32 protein-coding genes and 1 tRNA gene are annotated in these 26,179 nt (G+C 69.8%); 20 read left to right on the forward strand and 13 right to left on the reverse strand.

The features are described from left to right. Window positions 1-160: 160 nt before the first annotated feature. The 3 genes from hisD (at window position 161) to G5B46_RS19670 (ending at window position 2,388) form a co-directional block, all read left to right on the forward strand. Complete coding sequence (hisD, locus tag G5B46_RS19660) at window positions 161-1,486, forward strand: histidinol dehydrogenase (protein WP_165261649.1); 1,326 nt, start codon at window positions 161-163, stop codon at window positions 1,484-1,486. 5 nt (window positions 1,487-1,491) lie between these two features. Beyond that, complete coding sequence (locus G5B46_RS19665) at window positions 1,492-2,256, forward strand: SDR family oxidoreductase (protein WP_165261651.1); 765 nt, start codon at window positions 1,492-1,494, stop codon at window positions 2,254-2,256. Between the two features lie 45 nt (window positions 2,257-2,301). Beyond that, window positions 2,302-2,388 (forward strand) — tRNA-Leu (locus G5B46_RS19670). A gap of 14 nt (window positions 2,389-2,402) precedes the next feature. On the opposite strand, the gene G5B46_RS19675 is transcribed toward G5B46_RS19670, so the two are convergent. The 5 genes from G5B46_RS19675 to G5B46_RS19695 all read right to left on the reverse strand — a co-directional run bounded on the left by G5B46_RS19675 (window position 2,403) and on the right by G5B46_RS19695 (window position 4,988). Continuing rightward, window positions 2,403-2,891, reverse strand: coding sequence for a protein activator of alkane oxidation PraB (locus G5B46_RS19675; protein WP_165261653.1), 489 nt, complete (start codon window positions 2,889-2,891; stop codon window positions 2,403-2,405). A 56-nt stretch (window positions 2,892-2,947) separates the two neighbouring features. Then, the gene (locus G5B46_RS19680) at window positions 2,948-3,445 is read right to left on the reverse strand and encodes a protein activator of alkane oxidation PraB (protein WP_165261655.1); all 498 of its coding nucleotides are present in this window, start codon (window positions 3,443-3,445) and stop codon (window positions 2,948-2,950) included. Between the two features lie 74 nt (window positions 3,446-3,519). Next, on the reverse strand, window positions 3,520-3,939 hold the full coding sequence (locus G5B46_RS19685) for a hypothetical protein (RefSeq protein WP_165261657.1): 420 nt from the start codon (window positions 3,937-3,939) through the stop codon (window positions 3,520-3,522). A 91-nt stretch (window positions 3,940-4,030) separates the two neighbouring features. Continuing rightward, window positions 4,031-4,402, reverse strand: coding sequence for a hypothetical protein (locus G5B46_RS19690; RefSeq protein ID WP_165261659.1), 372 nt, complete (start codon window positions 4,400-4,402; stop codon window positions 4,031-4,033). 214 nt (window positions 4,403-4,616) lie between these two features. Then, entirely contained in the window at window positions 4,617-4,988 is a 372-nt protein-coding gene (locus G5B46_RS19695; protein ID WP_165261661.1) for a hypothetical protein, read from the reverse strand. Window positions 4,989-5,442: 454 nt separating this feature from the next. Between G5B46_RS19695 and G5B46_RS19705 the strand changes: the two genes are divergently transcribed. Beyond that, window positions 5,443-5,817, forward strand: coding sequence for a helix-turn-helix transcriptional regulator (locus tag G5B46_RS19705; protein ID WP_116488708.1), 375 nt, complete (start codon window positions 5,443-5,445; stop codon window positions 5,815-5,817). A gap of 7 nt (window positions 5,818-5,824) precedes the next feature. Here the strand turns inward: G5B46_RS19705 and G5B46_RS19710 are convergent, their stop codons facing one another. Continuing rightward, complete coding sequence (locus tag G5B46_RS19710) at window positions 5,825-6,586, reverse strand: molybdopterin-binding protein (RefSeq protein WP_165261663.1); 762 nt, start codon at window positions 6,584-6,586, stop codon at window positions 5,825-5,827. A gap of 52 nt (window positions 6,587-6,638) precedes the next feature. Here G5B46_RS19710 and sfsA point away from each other — a divergent pair, with 52 nt between their 5' ends. The 10 genes from sfsA (at window position 6,639) to G5B46_RS19760 (ending at window position 16,559) form a co-directional block, all read left to right on the forward strand. Next, window positions 6,639-7,352 (forward strand): DNA/RNA nuclease SfsA, encoded by a 714-nt coding sequence (gene sfsA, locus G5B46_RS19715; protein ID WP_165261665.1) that lies wholly within the window; start codon window positions 6,639-6,641, stop codon window positions 7,350-7,352. An 8-nt stretch (window positions 7,353-7,360) separates the two neighbouring features. Further along, complete coding sequence (locus G5B46_RS19720; protein ID WP_165261667.1) at window positions 7,361-7,687, forward strand: ribonuclease E inhibitor RraB; 327 nt, start codon at window positions 7,361-7,363, stop codon at window positions 7,685-7,687. 123 nt (window positions 7,688-7,810) lie between these two features. Further along, window positions 7,811-8,641 (forward strand): type I methionyl aminopeptidase, encoded by an 831-nt coding sequence (gene map, locus G5B46_RS19725; protein ID WP_101716666.1) that lies wholly within the window; start codon window positions 7,811-7,813, stop codon window positions 8,639-8,641. Window positions 8,642-8,805: 164 nt separating this feature from the next. Beyond that, on the forward strand, window positions 8,806-9,498 hold the full coding sequence (locus G5B46_RS19730; protein WP_116488713.1) for a GntR family transcriptional regulator: 693 nt from the start codon (window positions 8,806-8,808) through the stop codon (window positions 9,496-9,498). A gap of 117 nt (window positions 9,499-9,615) precedes the next feature. After that, window positions 9,616-10,140: an MbcA/ParS/Xre antitoxin family protein gene (locus G5B46_RS19735; RefSeq protein WP_205691774.1), complete on the forward strand. Its 525-nt coding sequence runs from the start codon at window positions 9,616-9,618 to the stop codon at window positions 10,138-10,140. Then, window positions 10,137-10,811, forward strand: a complete 675-nt coding sequence (locus G5B46_RS24535; RefSeq protein WP_165261669.1) for an RES family NAD+ phosphorylase — start codon at window positions 10,137-10,139, stop codon at window positions 10,809-10,811. The genes G5B46_RS19735 and G5B46_RS24535 overlap by 4 nt, the downstream gene beginning before the upstream one ends. A gap of 278 nt (window positions 10,812-11,089) precedes the next feature. Continuing rightward, on the forward strand, window positions 11,090-13,474 hold the full coding sequence (locus G5B46_RS19745; RefSeq protein ID WP_165261671.1) for a TonB-dependent receptor: 2,385 nt from the start codon (window positions 11,090-11,092) through the stop codon (window positions 13,472-13,474). After that, window positions 13,474-14,769, forward strand: a complete 1,296-nt coding sequence (locus G5B46_RS19750; protein ID WP_165261673.1) for an MFS transporter — start codon at window positions 13,474-13,476, stop codon at window positions 14,767-14,769. The genes G5B46_RS19745 and G5B46_RS19750 overlap by 1 nt, the downstream gene beginning before the upstream one ends. 78 nt (window positions 14,770-14,847) lie before the next feature. Next, window positions 14,848-15,909: an LLM class flavin-dependent oxidoreductase gene (locus G5B46_RS19755; protein ID WP_165261675.1), complete on the forward strand. Its 1,062-nt coding sequence runs from the start codon at window positions 14,848-14,850 to the stop codon at window positions 15,907-15,909. Beyond that, entirely contained in the window at window positions 15,906-16,559 is a 654-nt protein-coding gene (locus G5B46_RS19760; protein WP_346764955.1) for an isochorismatase family cysteine hydrolase, read from the forward strand. The genes G5B46_RS19755 and G5B46_RS19760 overlap by 4 nt, the downstream gene beginning before the upstream one ends. Window positions 16,560-16,621: 62 nt before the next feature. Here G5B46_RS19760 and G5B46_RS19765 read toward each other — a convergent pair whose 3' ends face one another. After that, window positions 16,622-17,314, reverse strand: a complete 693-nt coding sequence (locus G5B46_RS19765) for a TorF family putative porin (protein ID WP_165261677.1) — start codon at window positions 17,312-17,314, stop codon at window positions 16,622-16,624. Window positions 17,315-17,562: 248 nt separating this feature from the next. Then, window positions 17,563-18,360: an SDR family NAD(P)-dependent oxidoreductase gene (locus tag G5B46_RS19770; protein ID WP_165261679.1), complete on the reverse strand. Its 798-nt coding sequence runs from the start codon at window positions 18,358-18,360 to the stop codon at window positions 17,563-17,565. 86 nt (window positions 18,361-18,446) lie between these two features. Here G5B46_RS19770 and queF point away from each other — a divergent pair, with 86 nt between their 5' ends. Further along, the gene (gene queF, locus G5B46_RS19775; RefSeq protein ID WP_058346646.1) at window positions 18,447-18,902 is read left to right on the forward strand and encodes a preQ(1) synthase; all 456 of its coding nucleotides are present in this window, start codon (window positions 18,447-18,449) and stop codon (window positions 18,900-18,902) included. 147 nt (window positions 18,903-19,049) lie between these two features. Here queF and G5B46_RS19780 read toward each other — a convergent pair whose 3' ends face one another. Then, a complete protein-coding gene (locus tag G5B46_RS19780) occupies window positions 19,050-19,664 on the reverse strand; it encodes a nitroreductase (RefSeq protein WP_165261681.1) in 615 nt (204 codons plus the stop codon). 77 nt (window positions 19,665-19,741) lie between these two features. On the opposite strand from G5B46_RS19780, the gene G5B46_RS19785 reads away from it, so the two are divergent. Together G5B46_RS19785 and cysE are read left to right on the forward strand one after the other, a co-directional pair. Beyond that, window positions 19,742-20,353 (forward strand): NUDIX hydrolase, encoded by a 612-nt coding sequence (locus G5B46_RS19785; protein ID WP_165261683.1) that lies wholly within the window; start codon window positions 19,742-19,744, stop codon window positions 20,351-20,353. A 72-nt stretch (window positions 20,354-20,425) separates the two neighbouring features. Then, window positions 20,426-21,256 carry a serine O-acetyltransferase gene (gene cysE, locus G5B46_RS19790; RefSeq protein WP_165261685.1) on the forward strand — a complete coding sequence of 277 codons (831 nt, stop codon included), beginning with the start codon at window positions 20,426-20,428 and terminating at the stop codon, window positions 21,254-21,256. A gap of 10 nt (window positions 21,257-21,266) precedes the next feature. On the opposite strand, the gene G5B46_RS19795 is transcribed toward cysE, so the two are convergent. Next, window positions 21,267-21,692: a hypothetical protein gene (locus G5B46_RS19795; RefSeq protein ID WP_165261687.1), complete on the reverse strand. Its 426-nt coding sequence runs from the start codon at window positions 21,690-21,692 to the stop codon at window positions 21,267-21,269. Between the two features lie 45 nt (window positions 21,693-21,737). Next, window positions 21,738-21,878: a hypothetical protein gene (locus tag G5B46_RS19800; protein ID WP_165261689.1), complete on the reverse strand. Its 141-nt coding sequence runs from the start codon at window positions 21,876-21,878 to the stop codon at window positions 21,738-21,740. Between the two features lie 71 nt (window positions 21,879-21,949). Between G5B46_RS19800 and G5B46_RS19805 the strand changes: the two genes are divergently transcribed. Then, entirely contained in the window at window positions 21,950-22,861 is a 912-nt protein-coding gene (locus G5B46_RS19805; RefSeq protein WP_165261691.1) for a LysR substrate-binding domain-containing protein, read from the forward strand. Between the two features lie 106 nt (window positions 22,862-22,967). Next, window positions 22,968-23,174: a DUF3126 family protein gene (locus G5B46_RS19810; protein ID WP_101711814.1), complete on the forward strand. Its 207-nt coding sequence runs from the start codon at window positions 22,968-22,970 to the stop codon at window positions 23,172-23,174. 128 nt (window positions 23,175-23,302) lie between these two features. Here G5B46_RS19810 and G5B46_RS19815 read toward each other — a convergent pair whose 3' ends face one another. Next, window positions 23,303-24,568 (reverse strand): MFS transporter, encoded by a 1,266-nt coding sequence (locus G5B46_RS19815; RefSeq protein WP_165261693.1) that lies wholly within the window; start codon window positions 24,566-24,568, stop codon window positions 23,303-23,305. 94 nt (window positions 24,569-24,662) lie between these two features. Between G5B46_RS19815 and G5B46_RS19820 the strand changes: the two genes are divergently transcribed. Further along, complete coding sequence (locus tag G5B46_RS19820) at window positions 24,663-25,274, forward strand: TetR/AcrR family transcriptional regulator (RefSeq protein ID WP_165261695.1); 612 nt, start codon at window positions 24,663-24,665, stop codon at window positions 25,272-25,274. Here the strand turns inward: G5B46_RS19820 and G5B46_RS19825 are convergent. Further along, window positions 25,265-26,122, reverse strand: coding sequence for a hypothetical protein (locus G5B46_RS19825; RefSeq protein WP_165261697.1), 858 nt, complete (start codon window positions 26,120-26,122; stop codon window positions 25,265-25,267). The two genes, G5B46_RS19820 and G5B46_RS19825, sit on opposite strands and share 10 nt — an antisense overlap. Between the last annotated feature and the right edge of the window lie 57 nt (window positions 26,123-26,179).

A 26,179-nucleotide genomic window follows, 5' to 3' on the forward strand; every position in this document is an offset into this window, starting at 1 on the left:
AACCCAGACTAGCCGCGGGCCGGGCCGTTTTCCAACCCGTGTCGATGCATCGGAGCGGTGTTCGCGGCTCCTCACTACGCGACCTTTCCTGCCGAACGCCGTGTTGCCGGCGCCGATCCGGGCCACACCTCCTGCCGGGAGACCCCAGGAGGACAGGACCATGGCCAGGTGGTTGAAGACCGGCGCCGACGCCGGCGCGGTGGCGAACGCGGATCGGGCGGTGCGCGAGACGGTGGAAGGCATTCTCGCCGACGTGGCCGCGCGCGGCGACGCGGCGGTGCGCGACCTGTCGGTGAAGTTCGACGGCTGGGACCGTGAAAGCTATCGCCTGTCGAACGCCGAGATCCAGGCCTGCGTCGACCAGCTGTCGGCCCGCGACCTGGCCGACATCGAGTTCGCCCAGGCCCAGGTGAAGGGCTTCGCCCAGAAGCAGCGCGAGACGCTGCTGGACCTGGAGGTCGAGACCCTGCCGGGCGTGGTGCTGGGCCACAAGCACATCCCCGTGGGCGCGGCCGGCTGCTACGTGCCCGGCGGCAAGTATCCGCTGCTGGCTTCGGCCCACATGTCGGTGCTGACGGCCAAGGTGGCCGGCGTGCCCCGCGTGGTCACCTGCGCCCCGCCGTTCGGCGGCGAGCCCGCCCCGGCCATCGTCGCGGCCCAGGCCCTGGCCGGCGCCGACGAGATCTACTGCCTGGGCGGCGTGCAGGCCGTGGCCGCCATGGCGCTGGGCACGCAGACCATCGCGCCGGTCGACATGCTGGTCGGCCCCGGCAACGCCTATGTGGCCGAGGCCAAGCGCCAGTTGTTCGGCCGCGTGGGCATCGACCTCTTCGCCGGTCCGACCGAGACCCTGGTCATCGCCGACGACACGGTGGACGGCGAGCTGTGCGCCACCGACCTTCTGGGCCAGGCCGAGCACGGTCCCGACAGCCCGGCCATCCTGCTGACCACCTCGCGCAAGCTGGCCGAAGACACCATCGCCTGGGTGGAAAGGCTGCTGCAGGTGCTGCCCACCGCCGCCGTGGCCCGCCGGGCGTGGGAGAGCTTCGGTCAGGTGATCCTCGCCGACAGCGACGCCGAGATGGTCGAGATCGCCGACCGCATCGCCTCCGAGCACGTGCAGGTGATGACCGCCGACCCGGACTATTTCCTGCGCAACATGAGCAACTACGGCGCGCTGTTCCTGGGCGAGCGCACCAACGTCTCGTACGGCGACAAGGTGATCGGCACCAACCACACCCTGCCGACCAAGCTGGCGGCCCGCTACACGGGCGGCCTGTGGGTGGGCAAGTTCCTCAAGACCTGCACCTACCAGAAGGTGCTGACCGACGAGGCCTCGGCCCTGGTCGGCGAGTACTGCTCGCGCCTGTGCGCCCTGGAGGGCTTCGCCGGCCACGGCGAGCAGGCCAACATCCGCGTGCGCCGCTATGGCGGTCGCGAGGTGCCTTATGCGGGCGCGGCCTCGCCCGTGCTGGCGGCGGAGTAGGGGCCTTGGATCTGCCGCGCACGCCCTCGTTCCGTCTCGACGGGCGTCGGGCCCTGGTGACGGGGGCGGGGCGGGGCATCGGCCTGGCGGCGGCGGCGGCCTTGGCCCAGGCCGGGGCCGCGGTGACGCTGGCGGCGCGCTCGGCCAGCGAGATCGAGGCCGCGGCGCAGGCGATCCGCGCCGAGGGCGGGACGGCCGACGCCCTGGTGCTCGACGTCGGCGATCTCGCGGCGGTGAGGGCGGCCGTGGCCGCGCGACCGGCCTTCGACGTGCTGGTCAACAACGCCGGAACCAACCGTCCCAAGCCCTTCGTCGAGGTCACCGAAGACGACTACGACGCCGTGCTCGACCTCAACCTGAAGGCCGCCTTCTTCGTGGCCCAGGCCGTGGCGGCGCGGATGGTCGAGGCCGGCGTGAAGGGCTCGATCGTCAACCTGACCTCGCAGATGGGCCATGTGGGCGGGGCCCGGCGCAGTCTCTATTGCGCGTCGAAATGGGGCCTGGAGGGGCTGTCCAAGGCCATGGCGCTGGACCTGGCACCGCACGGGATCCGGGTCAACACCATCGCCCCGACCTTCATCGAGACCCCGCTGACCAGGCCGTTCTTCGAAGACAAGGCGTTCCTCGACAGCGTGCTGGCCAAGATCAAGCTGGGCCGCCTGGGCCAGGTCGAGGACCTGATGGGCGCGGTGGTGTTCCTGGCCGGCGACGCCAGCGCCCTGATGACCGGTAGCGCCCTGGTCGTCGACGGCGGCTGGACGGCCGACTGAGGGCTCGACGCCTTCCGCGAGCTAGGCTAGGCCTCGCTTACCAGTGCGGGCATGGCGAAACTGGTAGACGCAGCGGACTTAAAATCCGCCGGCCGCAAGGCCTTGCCGGTTCGACCCCGGCTGCCCGCACCAGGTCGATCCGCCGATCAGATGATCGTCAGCGAGGGCGAGGTCTCGAGCGTGCCGTTGACGACGCAGGCGCCCGGCGTGCCGGGAATGACGGCGCTTGAGAAGATCACCTTGCCGGGGCTGCCGTTGGCCCATCCGGTGGTCAGCGACCCGCTGCACGATCCAAGGATCGTGTAGAAGCTGAAGGTCGAGAACTGCACCTGGGTGGTCGTGTTGGGGTAGATGTACCAGGGGAAGGCGGTGGGGAACATCAGCCAGCCGCATTGCCAGTCGCCCGGCGAGAAGTTGCCGCCCCTGATCTCGGCGTGAAAGCCTCCGGCCAGGACCTTGGCGTCCAGCAGGACGCGGCAGGTGATCGGGGCGAGCCCGCTCTGCTCGATGGTGATGTCGCCGCTGAAGGTGACCGGGTCGAGGGGATTGGGGACGAAGTTCGCGGCGGACGCCGAAGCGGCGGGGATCGTGGCTGCGGCGACGGCGGCGCAAAGGACGGCGACGCTTCTCGACATGATGAGACCTCCCTGTTTGTTGTTCAGTCGTGCTGGCGGGCCGCAGGCGGGCGCGGCTACTGCAGGGTGACGCCGTCGGAGACGACGAGGTCGCCGGTCAGGCGGCAGTCGACGGGCAGGCCCGCTACCGGCGTGGACGAGAAGCGCACGATGCTGGTGGGCCAGACGTAGGGATTGTTCCAGGACGCGTGGGCGCTGCCGCTGCATGCGCCCAGGGTGGTGACCAGGGCCACGCCCGTCAGGGTGATCGCGTGCGCGCCGCTCGGCGTGATCGTCCAGGGGAACGCGACCGGATAGATCAGCCATCCGCACTGCCAGTCGCCCGAACTGAAGGAGCCGCTGGTGATGGTTATCGAGGCGCCGGTGGGGTTCACGGCGCCGTTCAGCGTGACCTGGCAGTTGAGGGTGGTCGCCTCGGCGATGGTCACGTTGCCGGTGAGGGTGACGTAGCCGGGAAAGGTCGGCGTGAACGTCTGGGCGAAGACCTGGGTCGGAGCGGTGAGGCCCGCGACGGCGAGCGCGAAGGCAGAAGCAACAGTGGCGCGCTTGAACATTGAGCGACTCCCTGAATGCAACTTATGATTTTGTCGCTATTTACTCCGATATAAATTGTATTGCAACGATTGCGTCAGCGCGCCCGGCGCCGCCGCCACGCCAGCGCCCCCAGCCCGATCACGAACGCCACCAGTTCGGCGTAGCTCCACAGGTAGTAGGCCGAGAAGAAGCCCCACTGGCGCAGCGAGCGGTCCAGCGCGAAGGCGACGTGGGTCAGCACGATCAGCAGCTGGAAGGCGGTCATGAACAGCAGCCAGATGCGGCGGTCGAACAGGGTCAGGCCGACCAGCACGCTGAGATAGACCAGATCGATGGCGAAGATGCCCCACTGGGTGAGGCTGTGGTCCTCGATCTCGGCCAGGGCCGAGCCGACCCAGGCCAGGACGGTGGCGACCGCCAGCAGCCGTTCGAGCCGGCCGCCCATCCACAGCGCCACGCCGCAGACCACGAACATCGCGCCGGCGCCGAGCTGGGTCGGCAGGATGCTGAACATGAGGCCCCCGAACAGTGTCCGGGGGCCATTGTCGCGACGAATCGCACGGGTCGGAAGGGGTGGGTCGGCAAGCCGACGCTTGGGAGGGCCCTCAGGCCGAGCGCACGATCTCCAGGCGGCCGGCGACGCGGTCTTCGACATAGCCCTCGGGGCGCGGGGGATCGGTGTCGGACTTGTCGCCGCCGCCGACCAGGGTGACGCGGCGCAGGCCGATCTGGTCCTTGGCGTCGGCCAGGGCGCCGTGGGCGGCGATCAGCGAGCGGCGCACGTCGGCCAGGCCCGAGGCGGCCTCCATCACGTGGTCGACGGCCTGCTGGCCGACGCCGGCGGCGACGCGGGCCTCCAGCCGGGCGCGGGGCATGGCGGCGATCAGCTCGCCCATGGCGGCCAGGGTGTTGTCGACGGCCTCCTCGGCGGTGAACAGGCGGGTGGCGAGATGCTCTGCGACGATGCGACGGTTCATTGAGCGGGGGTCCCCTCGGTTGTCCGGCGCTCCGGCAGGCGCGATCCGGACGATGATCGAAGGCGCCGGCGGGCGCCTCCTTGGGGAAGGCCGCCTCAGCCGTGGCGCAGGTTCTGGAAGAGCTCGACCACCTGGCGGGCGCTCAGCAGCCCGCCGATCAGCATGGCGAAGCCGAGCGCGATGGCCAGGACGGCCAGGAGGCGGAAGGCGGGGGTCAGAGCATGGTCGAGTCCTCCGCGTATTTCTCGCGGAAGCCCTCGTCCAGCACCGTGGCGGTGATGGTCAGGATCTCCCTCAGCACCATCTCGGCCGGCTTGGCCGCCGACTCCTTGCGGATCGCCGAGACCAGGTCGGCCACCAGCGGCGAAAGCTCGGGCGGGGCCAGGTCCGTCAGCTGGCGCTGCAGCTGCGACCAGCCGAAGGCCGGGACCGCCGGCTCGGGCGGCAGGGGCGGCCAGGCCTGCTCGAAGGCGCTCACCGCCTGGCGGATCTGGCGGGCCTTCCAGACCAGCAGCCCCAGGCGATGCTCCTGCAGGCTGGTCGGGCTGGCGGTGGTCGGGACCGGATTGTCTGGAAACTCTTTCACTGGGGTCGAAGGCCTCGGTTGATTGCGAGGCCGACGGTGGCGAGGCGGAGGGGGCGTCCGCCAGTCGGATTGGATCGGGGTGGGATTGAATCCCATAGTCGCCGCCGGCGAATCCCACACCCGCGGCGACCCGCTCGTGCTCGCTCAGCACCCGCGCGGCGGCCCTGCGGCCGTTGACGCCCAGCTTGCGGCAGGCGCTTTCCACCAGAGCGTCGGCGCGCGACTTGGAGACCCCCATCAGCGGGCCGATCTCCTTGGAAAGCCGGTGCTCGCTGACGAGGCGCAGGGCTTCTCGTTCGCGCTTGGTCAACAGTTCGAGGCCGGCGGCGATGTTGCTGGGTTCGGTCATGCGGGCGAGCGGAAGGAAACTACTCGATCTAAGAGGGAGGTGCGTTGCGGCCGGTGACGGCTACGTCGATAGATAGCCGAGTTCTGCGAGCTTCGGACAATATCGATGACGACAACCGGCCCGGATCCCATCGACCTTGCGGTCGGAACCCGCATCCGTATTCGTCGTCGTTATCTGAAGGTCAGCCAGGACGACCTGGCCGCGGCGCTGGGCCTGACCTTCCAGCAGATCCAGAAGTACGAACGCGGCGAGAACCGCGTCTCGGCCTCGATGCTGGTGCGCATCGCCGGACGGCTGGAGACGACGGTGGCGGCCCTGGTGGGCGAGGACGCCCCCTCCGGCGAGGATTCGGCCATGCTGGCGGCGCTGACCCTGCCGGGCGCGCTCGACCTGCTGCACGCCTACGCCGCCGCCGGCCCCAAGACCCAGCGGGCCCTGCTGGGCCTGGCCCAGTCGCTGCTGGCGGCCGACGAGGAGTAGGCGCGGCTCAGGCCTGCAGCCGTTCGACGTTGGAAACGCCCAGGTCGGCCAGGGTCTTCTCGAGCTCGACGGCGGCGGCCTCGACCTCGACCGGGTCGCGGCCGCGGATCACCAGGCTGGCGCCGTAGAGGTCCGGCGGGGCGAAGAACGGATAGCTGCCGATCGACAGGTCCGGGTGGGCCTTGGCCACGGCTTCCAGCGGCGCGGCGATCGTGCCCTCGCCCGTGCCGGTGACCCGCACCGTCGTGGCCACGACCACGGCGCCGGTGCGCAGGCGGGGACCCACGTCGTCGAGCATGCCGCGCATGATCGCCGGCACGCCCGCCAGCACGAACACGTTCTCCTTCTGGAAGCCGGGCGGGCCCTGCACCGGGTTCTTCACCAGGCTGCCGCCCTCGGGCACGTGGGCCATGCGGCGGCGGGCGGCGTTGGGCTCGCCCCAGCGCTCGCGCAGCATGGCCATGATCTCGGGATGCTCGGGCGCGGTCACGCCGAAGGCCTTGGCGACCGAGTCGGCGGTGATGTCGTCGTGGGTGGGGCCGATGCCGCCGGTGGTGATCACGTAGTCGTACTTGGCGCGCAGGGCGTTGACCGCGTCGACGATCTCCTGCTCGACATCGGGCACCACGCGGGCTTCGGCCAGGTCGACGCCGTAGGTCGCCAGGTACTTGGCGATGGCGTTGAGGTTCACGTCCTGGGTGCGGCCCGAGAGGATCTCGTCGCCGATGATCAGCACCGCCGCCGTCACCCGATCCTTGCTGGCCGTCATGATCGCCGTCCCCTACACCCTGTCTCAGACACCTATCCGACTTAGGCCCCGCATGCTTCTGCCGCAACCGCTTACCCACGGCCGCATCGTCCAGCGCTACAAGCGCTTCTTCGTCGATCTGGTGCTGGACGACGGGCGCGAGATCACCGCCCACTGCCCCAACTCCGGCGCCATGCTGGGGGTCAACCTGCCGGGGCAGGGGGCGTGGGTCTCGTATTCCGACGATCCCAAGCGCAAGCTGGCCTGGACCCTGCAGTTGGTCGAGGCCGCCGGACCGGACGGGACGGGCCTTGTCGGGATCAACACCATGCTGCCCAACAGGCTGGTCGCCGAAGCCCTGGCGAGCGGGACGATCCCCGAACTGACCGGCTACGCCAACGTGCGGCCCGAGGTGAAGTACGCCGCCGCCAGCCGCGTCGACTTCCTGCTGACCGATCCCGAGCGCCCACCGTGCTGGCTGGAGGTCAAGAACGTCCACCTGTCGCGCAGCCCTGGCCTGGCCGAGTTCCCCGACTGCAAGGCCGCCCGCTCGACGCGGCACCTGGAGGACCTGGCCGCCCAGGTCGCGGTGGGCGACCGGGCCGTGGCGCTGTTCGTCGTACAGCGCGAGGACTGCGAGGAATTCATGGCCTGCCGCGAGCTGGATCCGGCGTTTGCGCGCGGGCTCGACGTGGCGGCCGAGGCGGGCGTCGAGATCATGGTCTGGGCCTGCGCGATGAGCACGCAGGAGATCAGGATCGCAAGGCCGATCGCCTGGAAGCGTTGAGAGGCGGGATGGGCGAGGACCTTCTGGAGGAGAACGCCGACGTGCTGGCCGATCTGGCGGCGCGGGGCGTTGACCTAGCGCGCACTCGGCAGGTCGATTTTACGGCGGTTTTCGCGTCGGAGGCCGCAGCCGATCGGTTCGCCGCAGTGGCGGCCGCCGAGGGCTTTTCGGGCAAGGTGGAGCGCAGCGGCTGTGTGGAAGCGCTGCCTTGGGACGTCGTCGTCTGCTGCGAAATGGTTCCGTCGACCGAAGCCGTGACCGGAGCCGAGATTCGTCTGGGCATCCTGGCAGCCGCCGAGGGTGGTCGAACAGACGGTTGGGGCTTTCCAGGCTGACACGGGGCACACAGCCGCGCCCCCAGTTGAAATTTCATGCTATGGTCGCGACATAAGCCCGACCGGCATCTGTGTTTGCGGCGCGCCCTCGCGGCCGCGCCCCGTTTTGAGATTGAACCGCCCATGACCCTCGACGACGCCTTCGAGATCGAGACCGAGACCCGCACGGGTCAGATCAAGATCCACAAGCCCGAAGACTTCGAGGGCATGCGCAAGGCTGGCCGCCTGGCCGCCGAGTGCCTGGACATGCTGATCCCGCACGTCGTTCCGGGCGTCTCGACCGATCACCTCGACGCGCTGGCCCGCGAGTTCATCCTCGACCACGGCGCCTTGCCGGCCTGCCTGTTCTATCGCGGCTATCCCAAGACGGTCTGCATCTCGCGCAACCACGTGGTCTGCCACGGCATCCCGGGCGACTGGACCCTGCGCGAGGGCGACATCGCCAATATCGACGTCACCGTCATCGTCGACGGCTGGCACGGCGACACCTCGCGGATGTACGGCGTGGGCGAAGTGGGGCCGCGCGCCCGCCGCCTAGTGGACATCACCTACGAAAGCCTGGCCCGCGGCCTGGCGGCGGTGAAGCCGGGGGCGACCCTGGGCGACATCGGCCACGCCATCCAGTCCTATGTCGAGGCCCAGCGCTGCAGCGTCGTGCGCGACTTCTGCGGCCACGGCCTGGGCAAGGTGTTCCACGACGCCCCCAACATCCTGCACTTCGGCCGTCCCGGTCAGGGCGCGGTGCTGAAGGCGGGCATGTTCTTCACCGTCGAGCCGATGGTGAACCTGGGCAAGCCGGCGGTGAAGGTGCTGGGCGACGGCTGGACGGCCGTGACCCGCGACAAGTCGCTGTCGGCCCAGTGCGAGCATTCGATCGGCGTGACCGAGGACGGCTGCGAGATCTTCACGGCCTCGCCCACGGGCCTGTTCCAGCCGCCGATGCAGGGCGCCTGAGGCCAAGACCCTTACGGGCGCGAAGCCACTAGGCGAAACTGACATTTCAGCCTACCTATCAGTCCGAGGATAATACTCGGAGCGGTTTCGTGCGCCAGCCTTCGCCCCCTCGGGCCCCTGACGACGCCCCCTACAACGTCGCTGGCGGCGGCGCGCGTTCGCGCATGCTGGTGCTGGACGTCTGCTCCTCGTCGGGCCTGGAAGACTGGTCGCCCGACCTGCAGAAGGCCAAGGTCTACGAGAAGATCCTGCTGGACCTGATCCTGGGCGAGCTGCCGCCGGGCGCGCGCCTGGACGAGCAGTCGCTGGCGGCGCGCTACGACGCGGGCCTGGCTGGCGTGCGCGACGCGCTGGGGCGCCTGGCTCTGGAGGGGCTGGTGATCCGCCGCGCCCGTTCGGGCACCACGGTGGCGCCGCTGGACCTGGTCGACCTGCGCCAGGGCTACGAGGCCCGCGCCCTGATCGAGCCGCACTGCGCGGGCCTGGCCGCCCGCCATGCTTCCAAGGCCGACATCGCCGCCATCAAGGCCGTGTTCGACGACGCCGAGGCCGCCGCGAAGGCCCGCGACCTGCCGGCCCTGGTGGCCATGGACCAGCGCTTCCACGCCGCCGTGGCGCGCGCTTCGGGCAACCTGGCGCTGGCGCGGATCCTGATCCCGCTGCAGCACAAGGCCGCCCGCTTCTGGGTGTTCTCGTTCGGCGGCGCCACCGAGGCCGAGCTGATGGCCGACATCGAGCAGCACCGCGAGGTCGCCGACGTGATCGCCAGCGGCGACGTCGAGGCCTCAAAGGCCGCCATGATGCGCGTGCTCAGCGTCACGCCCGAGGCCGTGCAGCGGCCGCCGGTGGAGGCTTAAGGGCCTTCATCCGTCGCGTTGTCATCCCGGCCGGAGCGCCTGGACGACAGGGAAAGCGGGCGTCCTCTTTCGCAAAGTCCAGATTTGGACTATATGTGGATCTGGATGGAGGTCCGCATGTCGCTCGCCAAGCACCGACCTGTCGAAGTCGCCGCCGGTCCGGGCGTGCTGGACCTGTCGCGGTTCTCGGCCGCCAATCGCCGCCGGCTGAGCGGGGCGGGGCTTCGCACCTTCCTGTCGATCGCCGACCTGTGGGGCCTGACCGAGGACGAGCGCCTGCTGGTGCTGGGCCTGCCGTCGCGCTCGACCTACTACAACTGGATCAAGGCGGTGCGGGAGCATCGCGACATCACCCTCGACCTCGACATGCTGACCCGCATCTCGGCGGTGCTGGGCGTGCACCAGGCGCTGGGCGTGCTGCATGCGAGCGAGCGCGAGGGGATCGCCTGGCTGCGCAGCCCCCACGCCGCCCCGCTGTTCGGCGGCCGCCCGCCCATGGCGCTGCTGACCTGCGGAACGCAGGACGGCCTGATCAGCGTGCGCCGCTTCCTCGACGCCGCGCGGGGCGGGCTCTACATGCCGCCGGGCGACATCGACCGCGACTTCCGCCCGTACGAAGACGGCGAGATCGTCTTTTCGTGAGCGGCGAGCCCCACGCGCCCGCGCCGCGTCCGGCCTGGCGCCTGATCCCCTCGCGCTTCCCGCCGATCGGCCTGTTCGACACCGTGGCGACGGCGGCCGATCTCGACGCGGTGATGGACCTGGCCGGCTGGACCAACGACCGGCTGGTGGCCGAGCGCATCGCCCGCCTGCCGTCCGAGGAGCGGGTCTATGGCCGGCCCAACGCCAGCATCGTCATGGCCTCGTTCCTGCACGTCGCGCCCGGCGGCATGCGCTTCAACGGCCCGGATCTCGGCGCCTGGTACGCCGCCGAGCGCCTGACGACGGCTGTGGCCGAGGTGGCCCATCACCTGCGCCGCGAGGCGGTCGCGACGGGCGTCGAGACGATCAGCCGCCAGTACCGCGTCTATACCGCGCGGCTGGAGGGCGACTATCTCGACATCCGCGGCCAGCAGGCGTCGCGGCCAGGGGTCTACGCCAGCGACGACTACACCGCCGGCCAGGTGCTGGGCGAGGCGGTGCGGGCCTCGGGCGGGGCGGGGATCCTGTTCGACAGCCTGCGCCACGCCGGCGGCGTCAATGTCGCGGCCCATCGCCCCCGCAACGTTCAAGACGTGACGCAGGGCGACCACTACGAACTGCGGGTGCAGGCCGCCTCGCGCCGCATCGAGGCCAAGCGGCTGGCGGCCTGAGGCGGCGGGCAGCTCCGTTCTTCCCCGCGAAGGCGGGGATCCAAACGGAGACTGCGGAGGAGGGCTCGGCTGTGCTCCATCCCGAAAGCCAGCTTGGGGCCCCGCCCTGGCGGGAAGAACGGGCAGGAGCCGGAACATCCCGCCAACTGTGAGGCTTTCCCGACACAGGCCTTCGCAATCCAGTGTAAAATGTCAGAAGAGATTTTGACGAACGTCAAGTCATCCCCATTTGGTGCGGCGAGACGGGGCCGTGGCCCCGCTCCCCGGAGCCCGCTTGCATGTCCCGCCGCCTCGCCCTGCTCGCCGCCGCCTCGTTCATCGGGGCCTTCGCCGGCCTCGCCGCCGTTTCGGCCGCGCATGCCGACGACCAGCTGGCCGAGGTCGACGCCGTGGTGGTGGTCGCCCGCGATCGCAATGCGGGCCTTCTGGAAAAGCAGCCGAACGACACGGTCTTCGGCCTCGACAAGCCGCTGATCGAGACGCCGCGCTCGGCCAGCTTCGTCTCGGGCCTGACCCTGCAGCGCTATGGCATCGAGACCCTCGACGGCCTGACCGCCGTCTCGCCGGGCACCTACACCGCCAGCTTCTATGGCGTGCCCGGCGCGCTCAACATCCGCGGCACCCTGGCCGAGAACTACTTCCGCGGCTTCAAGCGGATCGAGAACCGCGGCACCTATTCGACCCCGATCGGCGCGGCCGACCAGATCCAGATCGTGCGGGGACCGCCGACGCCGATCTACGGCTCGGGCAAGGTCGGCGGCATGCTGAACTTCATTCCCAAGTCGGGGAAGGGCGAGGGCGGCTACCTGACCGCGCCCGAGGGCGAACTGACCGCCACCTTCGGCAGCTACAATCGCAAGAACGCCACCGCCCAGATCGGCCTGCCCGCCAAATTCGGCGAGGTGGTCGGCGGCGTGCATGTCTATGGCGAGATCGAAGACAGCCACAGCTACTACAAGGGCGTCTATCCGCGCCGCCAGACCCTGCAGGTCTCGTCCGACTTCGACCTGGGGAACGGCTGGAGCACGGCGCTGGGCGGCATGGTCTATCGCTCGAAGGGCGACGTGCAGACCGCCGGCTGGAACCGCCTGACCCAGGACCTGATCGACAACGGAACCTACGTCACCGGCCGCGATACGAGCCTCGTGGACGCCGACCGCAACGGCCGCCTGACGCCGGGCGAGATCGGCGGGGCGCTGTACCTGCCCTATTACGGGTTCCCGAGCAGCGACGCCGCCCACACCCTGGACGTCGGCGTCGGCACGACCAAGCTGTCGCCGCGCACCGTCTACATCTCGGGCGCGGACTTCTCGAAGACCGCGACCAACACCCTCTATTTCGACATCGCCAGGAAGCTGTCGCCCGACAGCGCGGTGAAGCTGCAGCTGTTCTACGACGACCTGGAGAACAAGCGCTTCGTCTCCTACGGCTATCCGGCGCGCTTCGACAGCAAGGTCTGGGAAGCCCGGGCGACCTACGAGTTCGCCAATCGCTTCCTCGACGACGCCGTGACGGCCCGCTCGTTCGTCGGCGCCTCGTACCGTTCGTTCAAGGGCCGTCGGCGCGAGAGCTACAACAGCGGCCTGATCGCGCTGGACCGGCGCGACCTGTCGGTGGGCCAGACCGCCACCGACCTGATCGGCAGCCCGTTCACCGATCCGTCGATGACCTGGGAGAACGACAACCACACCACGTGGACGCAGGTCGGGATCTTCTTCACCACCGACATCAAGGTGGGCGAGCGCCTGAACCTGATGCTGGGCGGCCGCTACGACGACTACGACGTCACCTCCGAAGACACCGGCTCGCTCAGCTTCACCACGCCCGGCGTGCAGAGTGACGCCAAGGGCAAGGGGACCTACACCGCCAGCGTCACCTACAAGGCGCCCTTCGGGCTGATGCCCTACGTCTCCTACGCCAAGGCCAGCGCCCTGGAGATGAGCCAGGCCGGCGACGTCAATCCGGGCCTGGTGGCCGACGCCGGCGACGCCTGGCTGTCGGACAGCGATCTCGCCGAAGCCGGCGTGAAGTTCCAGTGGCTGAAGGGTGCGCTGATCGGTTCGCTGGCCGGCTATCGCCAGAACCGCACCCAGCTGATGGGCATCAACGGCGATCCGGCCGGCACGCGCTCGAAGGGCGTCGAACTGGAAGTACGCTGGCTGGCCTCGCAGCACTTCAGCTTCACCTTCTCGGGCAACACCCAGCACACGACGGTGAAGGGCCCCGACACCTCGTTCCAGTACGTGCCGACCTATACGGCCGGCGTGTCCGGCGCCCAGGGCTATGGCGGCTCGTACGTGGTGTGGAGCTTCGCCAGCGTCCGGCCGGGCGACTACGACTACACCCTGATCCCGAAATCGGTGGTCAGCCTCTACGGCGCCTACGCCTCGGACCAGCACGACTGGGGCAAGCTCTATGGAACCCTGGGCGTGACCCATGTGACCAAGACCTCGGGCACGGTTCCGGGCGCTGTGGTCTATCCGGCCTATGCGGTGGTCAATGGCTCGCTGGCCTACGAGTACGGCCCCTACACGGCCACGCTCAACGTCGATAACCTGCTCGACGAGCTCTATTTCACGCCCGTCGCCGACACATACGCCAACCTCGCCGCCCTGCCGGGCAAGGGGCGCGAGTGGCGGATCACCCTCGCAAGGCGCTTCTGATGACCAACCACCAGATCCAGCACCGCCCCTGGCTGCTGCTGGGCGCCTTTTCCCTGCTGCTGTTCCTGATCACGGCGGCGACCTATTCGTCGCTGGGCGTGATGATCCCGGCCATGGTCCCGGAACTGGGCTGGAGCTGGCAGAACGCCTTCCTCGGCTTCACCGTCATGGGCGTGGCCACCGGCGCCTCGTCCTGGCTGCCGACGATGCTGATCCGCCGCTGGGGCGTGCGCGCCACGCTGGTGGCGGGCGCGGCGGTGATGGCCGCGGGCCTGGCCTTGCTGGCCAAGGTGCAGGGCCTGCCGGCCTATTTCCTGGCCACGGCCCTGCTGGGCGTCGGCTTCCAGGCCGCGGCCCTGATCCCGGGCACCCACGTGCTGTCGGCGATCTTCCGCCAGCGGGCGCTGCCGTTCGGAATCTACTTCACCTGCGGCGCCCTGGGCGGCGTCGCCGGACCTCTGCTGGTGCTGGCCAGCCAGGACGTCTTCGACGGCCAGTGGCGGATGTACTGGGCGCTGCAGGCGGTGGTCATCGGCTTCCTGGGCCTTCTGTGCGCCGCCGTGGTCGGCGGTCCGAAGTGGCTGGAAGAGGCCGGCCGGGCCATGGACCGTCTGACCGCCGCCGAGGCCAAGGCAGCCCCGGCCCACCCGCGCGTCTATCGCACCGACCACGACTGGAGCGTCCGCGACGCCGTGCGCACCCCGCAGTTCGCCATCCTGGTGGCGGCCTATTTCAGCCACCTGCTGGCCGGGGTCACCGCCGCCAGCCTGACCCAGGCGCACCTGACGCAGCTGGGCGTGGCGGGCGTCGTCGCGGCCGGCGCGCTCAGCGCCGAGGGCCTGATGCAGGTCGTCGCGCGGATGGCCGGCGGGGCGGTGGGCGACCGCATCGATCCGCGCTGGCTGCTGGTGCTGGCCCAGGGGCTGCTGGTCGCGGGCCTGCTGGCCCTGGCCCACGCCACGACCCTGCCGCTGCAGGCGCTGTACGCGGTGGGCGTGGGCCTGGGGTTTGGCCTGACGGTGCTGGCGGTCAGCCTGCTGCTGCTCAACTATTTCGGCCGCCGCAACAACGTCGAGCTGTTCTCGCTGGTCTGTCTGGTGGGCGCGGTGTCGGCGGCCGGCCCGTTCGTCGGCGGCTTCATGCGCGACCGCCTGGGCAGCTTCACCCCGACCTTCCAGTTGTTCGCGGCCCTGACGGCGGTGGTGTTCCTGGCCGTCCTGATGATGCGGCCGCCCAAGCCGCGCGCCGCCGCCGTGGCGGCCCAAGCCGAAACCGGGGTCGCCGCCGACGCCTGAGCCCGGCCTCGCGCGGTCATGCTTTTGGTCTATGGTCGCGCCTGACTCGAAGTTGAGCGAGCAGGCGTGGAGGCGACGATGGGGCGAGAAGTCGGGCGCAAGGAGTTCGGCGTCTTCCTGCCCGTGGCCAACGGCGGCTGGATCGTCTCCAGCACGACGCCGCCGCTGGACGGCCTCTATCCGCAGAACCGCGCCGCCGCCGTGCTGGCCGACCAGATCGGCATGGACTTCGTGATGTCGATGGCCAAGTTCCGCGGCTTCGGCGGCGACACCGACCACTGGGGCGCGGCGCTGGAGTCGGTGACCCTGATGGCCGCCCTGGCCGAGGCCACCAGCCGCGTGAAGATCTGGGCCACCCTGCACCCGCTTCTGCAGAACCCGGCTGTGGCGGCCAAGATGATCGCCACCCTCGACCACATCAGCGGCGGCCGCGCCGGGCTCAACATCGTGGCCGGCGCCTATCGCGACGAGTTCGCCCAGATGAGCGCCTGGGACGACGCCCTGAGCCACGACGACCGCTACGCCCTGGCCGAGGAGTGGACCCGCCTGGTCAAGCGCCTGTGGGTCGAGGACAGCGTCAGCCACGAAGGCCGCTTCTTCACCCTGACCGACTGCCAGTCCAAGCCCAAGCCGCTCAGCAAGCCGCGTCCGGACCTGATCTGCGCGGGCGTTTCGGAGCGGGGCTTTTCCTTCGCCGTCGCCGAGGCCGACGCCTGCTTCATCGGCGGCGAGGACGAGGCGGCCCTGCGCGACGCCAGCCGCCGCGCGAGGACGCGGGCCGCCGACCTGGGCAAGACCATCCGGACCTACGCCATGTGCACGGTCGTGCACGCGGACACCGACGCCCAGGCCCAGGCTCTGGCGGATCGCTATCGCGACGGGGTGGACATGGGCGCGGTCACCACCATGTTGTCCAACTGGGGCGTGCCGCCCGAGCGCCTGGCCGAAACGGCCGCGCGGCAGGGGGCGTTCATGACCCGCACCGTGATCGGCGCGCCGGCGACCTGCGGCGCGCGGATCGGCGACCTGGTGGAAACCTGCGAACTGGACGGGCTGATGCTGATCTTCCCCGACTACGAGGCGGGCCTGGCGATGTTCGGGGCCGAGATCCTGCCGGGCCTGCGCGAGGCCTATCCGTGAACGCCGTGCCGACCGACGAACAGCGCGGCATGGCCGCCTGGATCGCGCCGTCGCGAACGGCGCTGGTGATCGTCGACATGCAGGTGGACTTCGCCGCGCCCGACGGCGTCATCGGCCGCTTCGGGGTCGACCTGGCGTCGACGGCCAAGGCCGTGGAGACGGCGACCTGGCTGGCCGATGCGGCGCGGGAGGCCGGGGCGCCGGTGGTGTTCGTCGGCCTGGAGACGACGCCGGGCAGCGACTCGCCGGTGATGCTGGAGCGCATGCGCCGGCGCGGCGGCGACCCGGAGATCGAACGGGTGATCTGTCGCAAGGGCGCGCCCGGGGCGCAGTTCTACGGCCCCACGCCAGAGCCGGGCGAACTGGTGGTGTGGAAGCCGCGCTACAGCGGTTTCGTCGGCACCGACCTCGACGCGCGGCTGCGGGCGCGGGGCGTCGACACGCTGGTCGTGTGCGGCCTGACCACCGAGTGCTGCGTCGACAGCACGGTGCGCGACGCCTTCCACCGCGACTACCACGTGTTCGTGGTCAACGACGCCTGCGCGGCCTACGAGGCCGACCTGCACGAGGGCGCGCTGAAGAGCCTGGGCCTGTCCTTCGCCCTGGTGCTGGGGGCGAGCGAGGTCTCGGCCGCCTGGGGCGTCGGCTGAGCGCACGAAAAAGCCGCCCGGGGTGACCCGGGCGGCTCGTTCGTCGTTCCGAAAGCCGTGGCTTAGAACGAGGCCTTCAGCGACACCGCGACGCGCGAGTCGTAGATGTTGCCCCACTCGTGGACGTCGGTGTCCCAGTAGCGCAGGTCGAGCGACAGCTTGTCGTTCAGGGCGTAGGCGACGCCCAGGTTCCAGGTGGTGTAGTTGGCCGAGTCTTCGATCGCCTGCTTGCCCAGGGCCCCGCTCAGCGAGAACTTGTCGGTCAGCGGGTACGAGCCGTTCACTTCCACGTAGGTGGCGGTGCCCAGATCGCCCGGCCATTCCGGCGAGAAGTACACGGCGCCGCCGATGGTGGCCTTGGCGATCGGCTTCGACACGGCGGCCTTCAGTTCGGTGTAGCTGTACTTGCCCGGGTTCAGGCCCTTGTCCTTCGAGTAGCCGTAGTAGAGCACGCCGAAGTCCATCGACACGTCGCCGACGGTCGGCTTGATGCCGGCGTAGAAGTCGACTTCCACGGTCGGGTCGTCGGTGCCGAAGTCGACGTTCGAAGCCCACACGCCGGCGTAGCCGACGCCGTAGCCGAGGTCGACGCCGCCGAACACCTGCGGATCTTCCTGGGTCTGGCTGACGCCGCGGAACACGTAGTCGCTGGCGATGCCGACGTTGTACGAGAGGCTGATTTCCTCAGCCATGGCGGCGCCGCCGAGAGCGACCGAGGCGGTGGCGGCGGCCAGCGCGAGCTTGAAGATCTTCATCCGTGTTATCCCCTTTTTTGTGTAGCCCGCCGGGAGTGTGGTCCCAACTTGTGCGGCGCCTGCAAGCGCGTTCATTCACAAGCCGGGATTAACCGCGGGCCATGCTTTAGTTGCAATCAGCGGGGGCACAGCGCCAGCAATAAGAACATGGATCGCTCAAAACGTGAGCAACTGTGGCGTATTTGCCGCGAAAGCGGCAGGTCGGCCACAGTTGTTCGCAAGTTGTCGATCCGCGTTTGCGTGCGACTTCAGCGCATCGACAGGCCCGCCGCGCCCAGATGCAGGCCGGCGTCGACCAGCAGGGTCTCGCCGGTGACGTGACGGGCGGCGGGCGAGGCCAGGAACACGGCGGCGCCGGCGACGTCCTCGGCGGTGGAGGCGACCTGCAGCGGCGTGGCCGCCGCCGCCCCGGCCCGCAGGCGCGCCACCCGGTCCTCGTCCATGGCCTTGCCGAACCAAGGGGTGTCGATGAAGCCGGGACAGATGGCGTTGACCCGGATCTTCGGGGCCAGGGCGCGGGCCAGCGACAGGGTCATGGTGGTCATCGCGCCCTTCGAGGCGGCGTAGGGGACCGACGAGCCGTTGCCCATCACCCCGGCGATCGAGCTGGTGTTGACCACGGCGCCCGGACGGGGCGCGGCCTCCAGCAGGCTGCGGGCGGCGCGGACCATCTGGAAGGCGCCGACCACATTGACCGAATAGAGCTTGAGGAAGTCCTCGGCGCTCACCGCATCGAGGTCGCCGTGCTGCGGGGCGAACTTGGTCATGCCGGCGTTGTTGAACAGGGCGTCGATGCGGCCCGACGGCGCTGCGGCCTCGACGATCCGGCGGCAGTCGGCGTCGTCGGCGACGTCGCCCTGGGCCAGCACGGCCCTGGCGCCCAGGGCCTCGACCTGGCGGGCGGTCTCTTCGGCTTCCTGCGCGCTGCGGGCGAAGTTGACGACCACCAGGCCCGCGCCCCGGCGGGCCGTCTCGACCGCGATCGCCCGGCCCAGGCCCGTCGAGGCGCCCGTCACCACCACCGTGAAGCCGTCGAAGTCCGTCATGGCGTCTCTCCCAAACGATTGTTTGCGACACCGTAGCGGGGGCGCCGGCGCTTGTCTCGCCGCGGGCGGAGGCCTAAATCGCCGCCATGACCGAACTTTCCGTGACCCAGCTGGGCCAGACCGTCGCCGCTCCCGAAAACCCGGAAGCCGCCGTCCTCGAGGCCGTGCCGAACCCGCAGAGCGACGTGCTGTACCTGGCGCGCTTCGTGGCGCCCGAATTCACCTCGCTGTGCCCGGTGACGGGCCAGCCCGACTTCGCCCACCTCGTGATCGACTACGCGCCGGGCGACTGGCTGATCGAGAGCAAGTCGCTGAAGCTCTACCTCACCAGCTTCCGCAACCACGGCTCGTTCCACGAGGACTGCACGGTCAAGGTGGCCCGGAAGATCGTCGAGGTCGCCAAGCCCCGCTGGCTGCGCATCGGCGGCTACTGGTACCCGCGCGGCGGCATCCCCATCGACGTGTTCTGGCAGACCGGCCCGGCGCCGGAAGGCCTGTGGGTGCCCGATCAGGGCGTGGCCCCGTATCGCGGCCGGGGGTGAGCGCCCGACCCTCCCCCCGAAGGGGGAGGTGGCCCGGAGGGCCGGAGGGGGAAGTCCCTTCGGCCGCCCGGCGTTGCATCGAGGGCAGAGGATTCCTCCCCCTCCGTCGGCTGCGCCGACACCTCCCCCTTCAGGGGGAGGGTCTTGTTACGCGCTCCACTCGCTGGTGATCGCCGCGATATCCGGCCGCACGCGTTCCTGCGGCTGTTCGGCCGACGTGCCGATGTAGAGGAAGCCGGCGACCTTCTCGTCGGCGCCGACGCCGAGGATGTCTAGCGCCCGCTGGTCGAAGCTGTACCAGTCGGTGATCCAGTTGGCGCCGTAGCCCATGGCCGAGGCGGCCAGCAGCAACTGGGTGCAGACCGCGCCGGCGCTGAGCACCTGCTCCCATTCGGGCACCTCGTGCGGCACGGGGCGCGAGATCACCGCGATCGCCAGCGGCGGGGTCGTCAGCTTGCGCATGGCGGCCGTGGCCTTGGTCGGGTTGGCCTGGTCGGCGGCCAGCGGCGCGATCCTGGCCGCGAAGGCGGCCTTGGCATCGCCGCGCAGGATCACGAACCGCCAGGGAAAGAGCTTGCCGTGGTCGGGCACGCGCGCGGCCAGGCGCAGCAGGTCGGAAAGTTCGTCCTCGCTGGGGCCCGGCGCGACCAGGGCCATCGCCGAGGCCGAGCGGCGGCGCGCCAGGAAGGCGAGAACCTCGGGCGCCGCCTCGATCGCGATCGGTTCGCCGAATTCGGGGGCGGGGGGAATGGAACCGGCCAAGACGATCTCCTGAAAGCGCGCTACAGGCACGTCACCTATGGCCGAGCCACGGCCGGCACAAGTCGCGAGCCGTTCGCATGTCCGAGAAATTCGCCTGGCTGAAACCACACGGCGAGGCCTGGGGCGTCACCAGCGCCAAGGTCGTCTACGACAATCCCTGGATCGAGGTGACGGAGTACCAGGCGGTGGCCCCGACCGGCCGTCCGGCCCTGTATGGCAAGGTCGGCTTCAAGAACCAGGCGATCGGCGTCGTGCCGCTGCATGCCGACGGCACGGTGACCCTGGTCGGCCAGGCCCGCTTTCCGCGCGGCAACTACAGCTGGGAGATCCCCGAGGGCGGCGCGCCCATGGGCGAGGATCCGCTGGACGGGGCCAAGCGGGAGCTGGCCGAGGAGGTCGGTCTGGCCGCCGCCGACTGGCGTCCGATCCTGACCATGGAGCTTTCCAACTCGATCAGCGACGAGATCGCCTACGGCTTTCTGGCGCTCGATCTTTCGCCGACCCGGGCCGAGCCCGACGACACCGAGGACCTGGCCGTGGCGCGCGTGCCGTTCGGCGAGGCTCTCCACGCGGCGGTCACGGGAAAGATGCCGGACTCGTTGACGGTGGCGTTACTGCTCCGGGTGCACCATATGGCGTCCGTGGGCGAGCTGCCGGCCGATCTGGCCGCGCTGGTCCTGCGCCGCTAAGTCCGCGTCGCCTGTTCGGCTGGAGCGTTTTGAATAAATATGCTCTAGTCTCCGCTGGGAAGGGAGAGCCCCGTGGCTAAGCCTCTGGAAGTCGTGACCGATAAGGCCGCGCCGCCCGTCTGGGCCGCGCTGCGCAACCAGGCCGAACACGCCGCCAAGGCCGAGCCGGCCCTGGCCTCGCTGCTCAACGCCGTGATCCTCAGCCACGACAACCTGGCCGACGCCCTGACCTTCCAGCTGGCCCGCAAGCTGGGCGACCAGGAGATGCGGGCCATGACCGCCCGCGAATTCGCCGCCGAGGCCTTCGAGCGCGACCCGGCCCTGGTGGCCGCCGCCGAAGCCGACCTGCGCGCGGTGTTCGAGCGCGACCCGGCCACCAAGGGCTATGTCCAGCCGTTCCTGTTCTTCAAGGGCTTCCTGGCCCTGCAGACCCACCGCGTGTCGCACTGGCTGTGGGAGAACAATCGCGAGACCCTGGCCTTCTACCTGCAGAGCCGCGCCAGCGAGGTCTTCCAGGTCGACATCCACCCGGCCTCGCGCGTGGGCGCGGGGGTGTTCATCGACCACGGCACCGGCATCGTCATCGGCGAGACGGCGGTCGTGGGCGACGACGTCTCCATGCTGCACGGCGTGACCCTCGGCGGCACCGGCGCCGAGCGCGGCGACCGTCACCCCAAGATCGGCAAGGGCGTGCTGCTGGGCGCGGGCGCCAAGGTGCTGGGCAACATCCAGATCGGCGACTACGCCAAGGTGGCCTCCGGCTCGGTGGTGCTCAAGCCGATCCCGCCGCACTGCACGGCCGCCGGCGTGCCCGCCCGCATCGTCAACTGCCCCACCTGCGAAGAGCCGGCCCGGACCATGGACCACACCCTGGCCGACGTGGTGTACGACTACGTGATCTGAGGCGGCGGCCTCAGCGGACGTGCCCGACAAGCCGAAGGGCGTCGGGAGCCTCCTCGATCGGCAATTGCTTTCCCGTGGCGGCCAGGGCCGCGCGTACGGCGTCCAGGTCGTGGAGGTGACGCCGCGCCGGCGCGCCAGGGATGACGGCGACGCCCGGGATTTCGAGCCATTCGATTCCGATGATGGGGAAGGGGCCGAACTCGACGCTGTCGAGGAACCCGTCCGCCGCCGCCGTCCACGGCCGCCCCATCGAGACGGGCTCGTCCCGGTCGGCGAACTTGAGCCGGACCTGACGAATATCCAGCCCCGACGCCGCCAGAGCGTCCAGCGCCGCCCGCCACTTGGCGTTGGACATCAGCGAGCCGGCGAAGACGTGGTGCGCCAGGCGGCGCTCACGGTGAAGATCTTCGACGAGGTCGTGGTCGGAAGCGGCCATGTTGGCAGTATCTCCGCGCCGCTTTCTCAGCGCAACTTGGCGGCGTCAGCGGCAAGCCGTCAGCTGTGCCGTCTCCAGGCGCGGCGCCGGCTTGGCTGTCATGCCGTAGAGCGCCAGCGCCCACAGGGCCGCCACCGCCGCCCACTGCGCCGCGCCGATCGGCGACCGTCTGCCGTGCTTTTCCATGCCTTGCTTATCCGGCGGTTGCTCTGGCGCGGCTAACGACTTATCGGTCGAGGTCTGTGAGGTTTCATCACATGGCCCGACGTCCGCTGCCGCCGCTGAACGCCCTGCGCGCCTTCGAGGCCTTTGGCCGACGCGGGCGCATGACCCTGGCCGCTGACGAGCTGTGCGTCACCCATGGCGCGGTCAGCCGCCAGATCCGGCAGCTGGAGGATCACCTGGGCGTGGCCCTGACCGAAGGCCCGCGCAACCGCCTGACCATGACCGAGGCCGGGCTGAGGCTGGCCCAGGGCCTGACACGGGCCTTCGACATCCTCGACGAGGCCGTGCCGCGGCCGCCCGAGGACGAGCCGCGCCCGACGGTGGTGTCGTGCCTGCCGACCTTCGCCATGAAGTGGCTGATCCCGCGCCTGCCCGACTTTCTCGAGCGCTTTCCCGACACGCCGGTGCGGGTGGCCGAGTCCAACGGGCCGTTCGACTTCCGCGCCGACGGCATCGACCTGGCCATCCGCATGCGCGATCCCGACGGCCCAGACTCACCGGACGGCGAGGCGACGGCCTTTCTCGACACCCATGTCGGCCCGGTCGTCGCGCCGGACCTGGCGGCCAGGGCTTCCAGCGTCCAGGGGCTGCTGACCCTGCCGCGCCTGCACACCAAGACCTTCCTGCACGGCTGGGACCAGTGGGCGAACGAGGCGGGCGTCGCCTTGCCGCCGGCCGGGCTGGTGCGCGAGTTCGACCACTATTTCTACATGATCGAGGCCGCGGCGGCGGGGCTGGGCGTGGCCATGGTCCCGCACGCCTTTGTCGAGCGCGACCTTGCGGCCGGACGGCTGGTGGCGCCGCTGGGCATGGTCCCGCAGCCCACCCTGCTGTGCGCGCTGACCCCCAAGGCCGGAGCCTCGCGCGGGGCGCGGCGGTTCCGCGACTGGCTGGTCGAGCAGGGCAGGGCCGCCTCGCCGCCGCGGTTTTCTCAACAGACCTGAGCGGGCGCCCGCGCAAAAGGCCTTACACTTTGCGCCGTGGACCTCTAGTTTCCCGCCATTCCGCCCCACGGGGGCGAAAGACCAACAACGAGATCAGGAGCCCCCCGTGGACGCCGCCGCCATCGCCAAGCTCGAAGCCCACCTGAAGCGCACCTTCGGCAACCCGCACATCGCCGTGAAGGCCCGTCCCAAGCAGAAGGACTCGGCCGAAGTCGAGGTGAAGGGCGAATTCATCGGCGTCGTCTTCCAGGACGAGGACGAGGACGGCTCGTACATGTTCGAGATGGCCATCCTGGCCGAAGACCTCGATTAAGCCTTTCGCCTGTTCAGGCAGGAAGCGGCCGCTCCGGTGCATCCGGGGCGGCCGTTTTCTTTTTCAGCTTCCAATCCCGTCATTCTCGCCAAAAGGGCGGGAATGACGGGAGGTAGGAGTGGCGGACCCTAGACCGCCATCGCCTTGACCTCGCGGCGGATCAGCAGCGAGGCGCCCGCCGCGATCAGGCCGGCCACGCCCGCCAGCACGAAGGCCTGGACGTACTGGCCCTGTGCGGCGCGGATCATGCCCGCGCCCACGGCCGCCGTCGCCGCGCCCAGCTGGTGGCCGGCGGCGATCCAGCCGAAGACGATCGGGCCGTCTCGGTCGCCGAAGGCCTGGGTGGCCAGGCGCGCGGTCGGCGGCACGGTGGCGATCCAGTCCAGGCCGTAGAACACCGCGAACACCGACAGGCTGACGATCGAGAAGTCCGAATAGGGCAGGTAGATCAGCGAGAGGCCGCGCAGGGCGTAGTAGACGAACAAGAGCTTGCGCGGGTCGTAGCGGTCGGTCAGCCAGCCCGAAGCGGTGGTGCCGAAGAGGTCGAACAGGCCCATCAGCGCCAGCAGGCCGGCGGCGCGCACCTCGGGCATGCCGCGGTCGCCGCAGAAGGCGATCATGTGCACGCCGATCAGGCCGTTGGTGGTCAGGCCGCAGATGAAGAAGCCCAGGAACAGCAGCCAGAAGGTGCGGGTCTTGGATGCGCGGGCAAGGGCCCCGAAGGCGCCGGCCAGGGCGTTGGAAGCCGAGCCGCGCGGCGGCTCCACCCAGTCCTCGCCCGCGCCGAACGGCTTGTGGCCGATGTCGGAGGGGCGCTCGGGGATCAGCAGCCAGGCGATGGGGGCCATGAGGGCGGCGACGGCGGCCACGGTCAGCACCACGGGGCGCCAGCCGCCATGCTCGGCGATGAAGGCCATGGCCGGCAGGAAGATCAGCGAGCCGGTCGCCGTGGCGGCGGTCAGCAGGCCCAGCATCAGGCCGCGCCGCTCGACGAACCAGCGATTGACGATGGTCGCGCCCAGCACCATGGCCACCGCGCCGCTGCCAAAGCCCGCCAGCACGCCCCAGGTGGCCACATAGTGCCAGCTCTGCGTCATGAAGGCCGACAGGCCAGTGGAGATCGCCATCAGCACCAGGGCCAGGCTGACGGTCTTGCGCACGCCGAACGACTGCATCAGCGCCGCGGCGAAGGGGCCGGTCAGGCCGTAGAGGAAGATGCCGATGGCCGCGGCCAGCGAGATCGAGCCGCGATCCCAGCCGAAGCTCTTTTCCAGCGGCAGGATCAGCACGCCAGGCGCTGCCCGCAGGCCGGCGGCGGCCAGCAGGGCCAGGAAGGTCACGCCCGCCACCACGAAGGCGTAGTTGCGGCCGAAGGGGCGTCGGATCGTCGCCATGCGGGCTTCCTCGTGGAAAATGTAACCGATCGGTACGGGTCTTGATGGCGTTGTACGTACCGGTTAGTAACATCGTCAAGAGGCCTTCTGAGCTATGACGAAAAACGACGCCGACACGCCCCTCCACCTGCAGCCGTACGCGCCCGGCGCGCGGGCGGCCGAGAAGATCTTCGAGACGGCCCGCGACCTGTTCTATCGCGAGGGCATCCGCGCCGTCGGGGTGGACGAGATCGTCAGCAGGGCCGGCGTGACCAAGCCCAGCCTCTATCGCAGCTTCAAGTCCAAGGACGACCTGGTCGCCGCGGTGCTGCGCGAGGTGGAGGACGGCTTCTGGGACCGCTTCAAGTCGGCCGAGGATGCGTTTCCCGACGACCCGAAGGCGCAGATGATCGCCTATTTCGAAGGCCTGGCCGCGCGTTCGGGCGGGGCCGATTATCGCGGCTGCGCGCTCAGCAACGCGGTGGTCGAGTATCCCGACCGCGCTCATGCCGGCCGCGCCGTGTCGCAGGCGCACAAGCAGGACCTGCGCGACCGCCTGCGTGAAAAGGCCGCCCATATGGGCGCGTCCGACCCCAAGGCCCTGGGCGATGCGATGATGCTGCTGATCGAGGGCGTCTTCACCTCCAGCCAGATGTTCGACGACGACGACAAGCCGGCCCTGGCGGTGGTGGGCGCGGTGAAGGCCCTGATCGCGGCCTATTGCTGAGGCTTGGGCGCCTGGGCAAGGCAGGCGTCGGCGGCCTTGAGTATCGGAACGACGTGGGCCTCGACCGTCTTGCTCGTGGTCTCCAGGGTCACGGCTCCGTCCTCGCGCATCAGGCCCAGGGTGTAGACCCATTGGCTGGAGTGCGGCATGGGCGCTCTGGGAACAGCGTCCTTGCCGACGCCGAACAGGTCCAGCCGCAGATCAAGGCTCGCCGCGTCGAGCGCCGCGAAGGCCTTGGCCATGGCGGGGCAGTCGCGGGAATCGACACGCTCGACCCGGAGTTCGGCTTTCAGGGCGGCGGCCGGCGAGGCCGAGGCGGCGAAGATCCTGGCGCGGTCGGCGAACCACCAGTCGGTCTGCGGCGAGACGCCTTCGGCCTTCAGATGCCGGGCCAGGGCGGGGCCGTCGAAGTTCTCTCGCATCCAGCGTGACAGCGAGGTCGGCTTGCTGTGGCCGCCGACCTCGACCGGGATGCTGACCTTGCGCAGCACGATGTGGCAGCTGTCCTTGTCGAAGCCGTAGGGCTGGGCAGGCCTGCAGAAGAGCTGGGCGTCGCCGCCGGCGAACAGGCCCATCTCCCCAAAGCCCTTGAAATAAAGCTGCCGCTGTCCGAACGCCCTTTCGCCCGGCGGAGGCGTGGCGGGCGTGTCGATCACCGCCTCGATGATCGGACCCTTGCTGCGCTCGATCCAGTACCACCACAGCTGGTAAGGCGTGCGCAGGTCGTAGCCGTCGATCGGCTTTTCCAGTTCCGGCGGGGTGGGAACGGGCGGCGACGGCGCAGCGGCGCCAGGACCGGCGATCATCAGGGCCAGGGCGAGGCTCGCGATCGCGGCTGCGGACTTCATCGGCGCCTTTCGGGTGGCGGTGGGGACGATGCAATCCTAGATCGCTGTCGTCGGCGG

Origin of the sequence: Caulobacter sp. 602-2 (genome assembly GCF_011043625.1) — a bacterium.
Classification (GTDB): domain Bacteria; phylum Pseudomonadota; class Alphaproteobacteria; order Caulobacterales; family Caulobacteraceae; genus Caulobacter.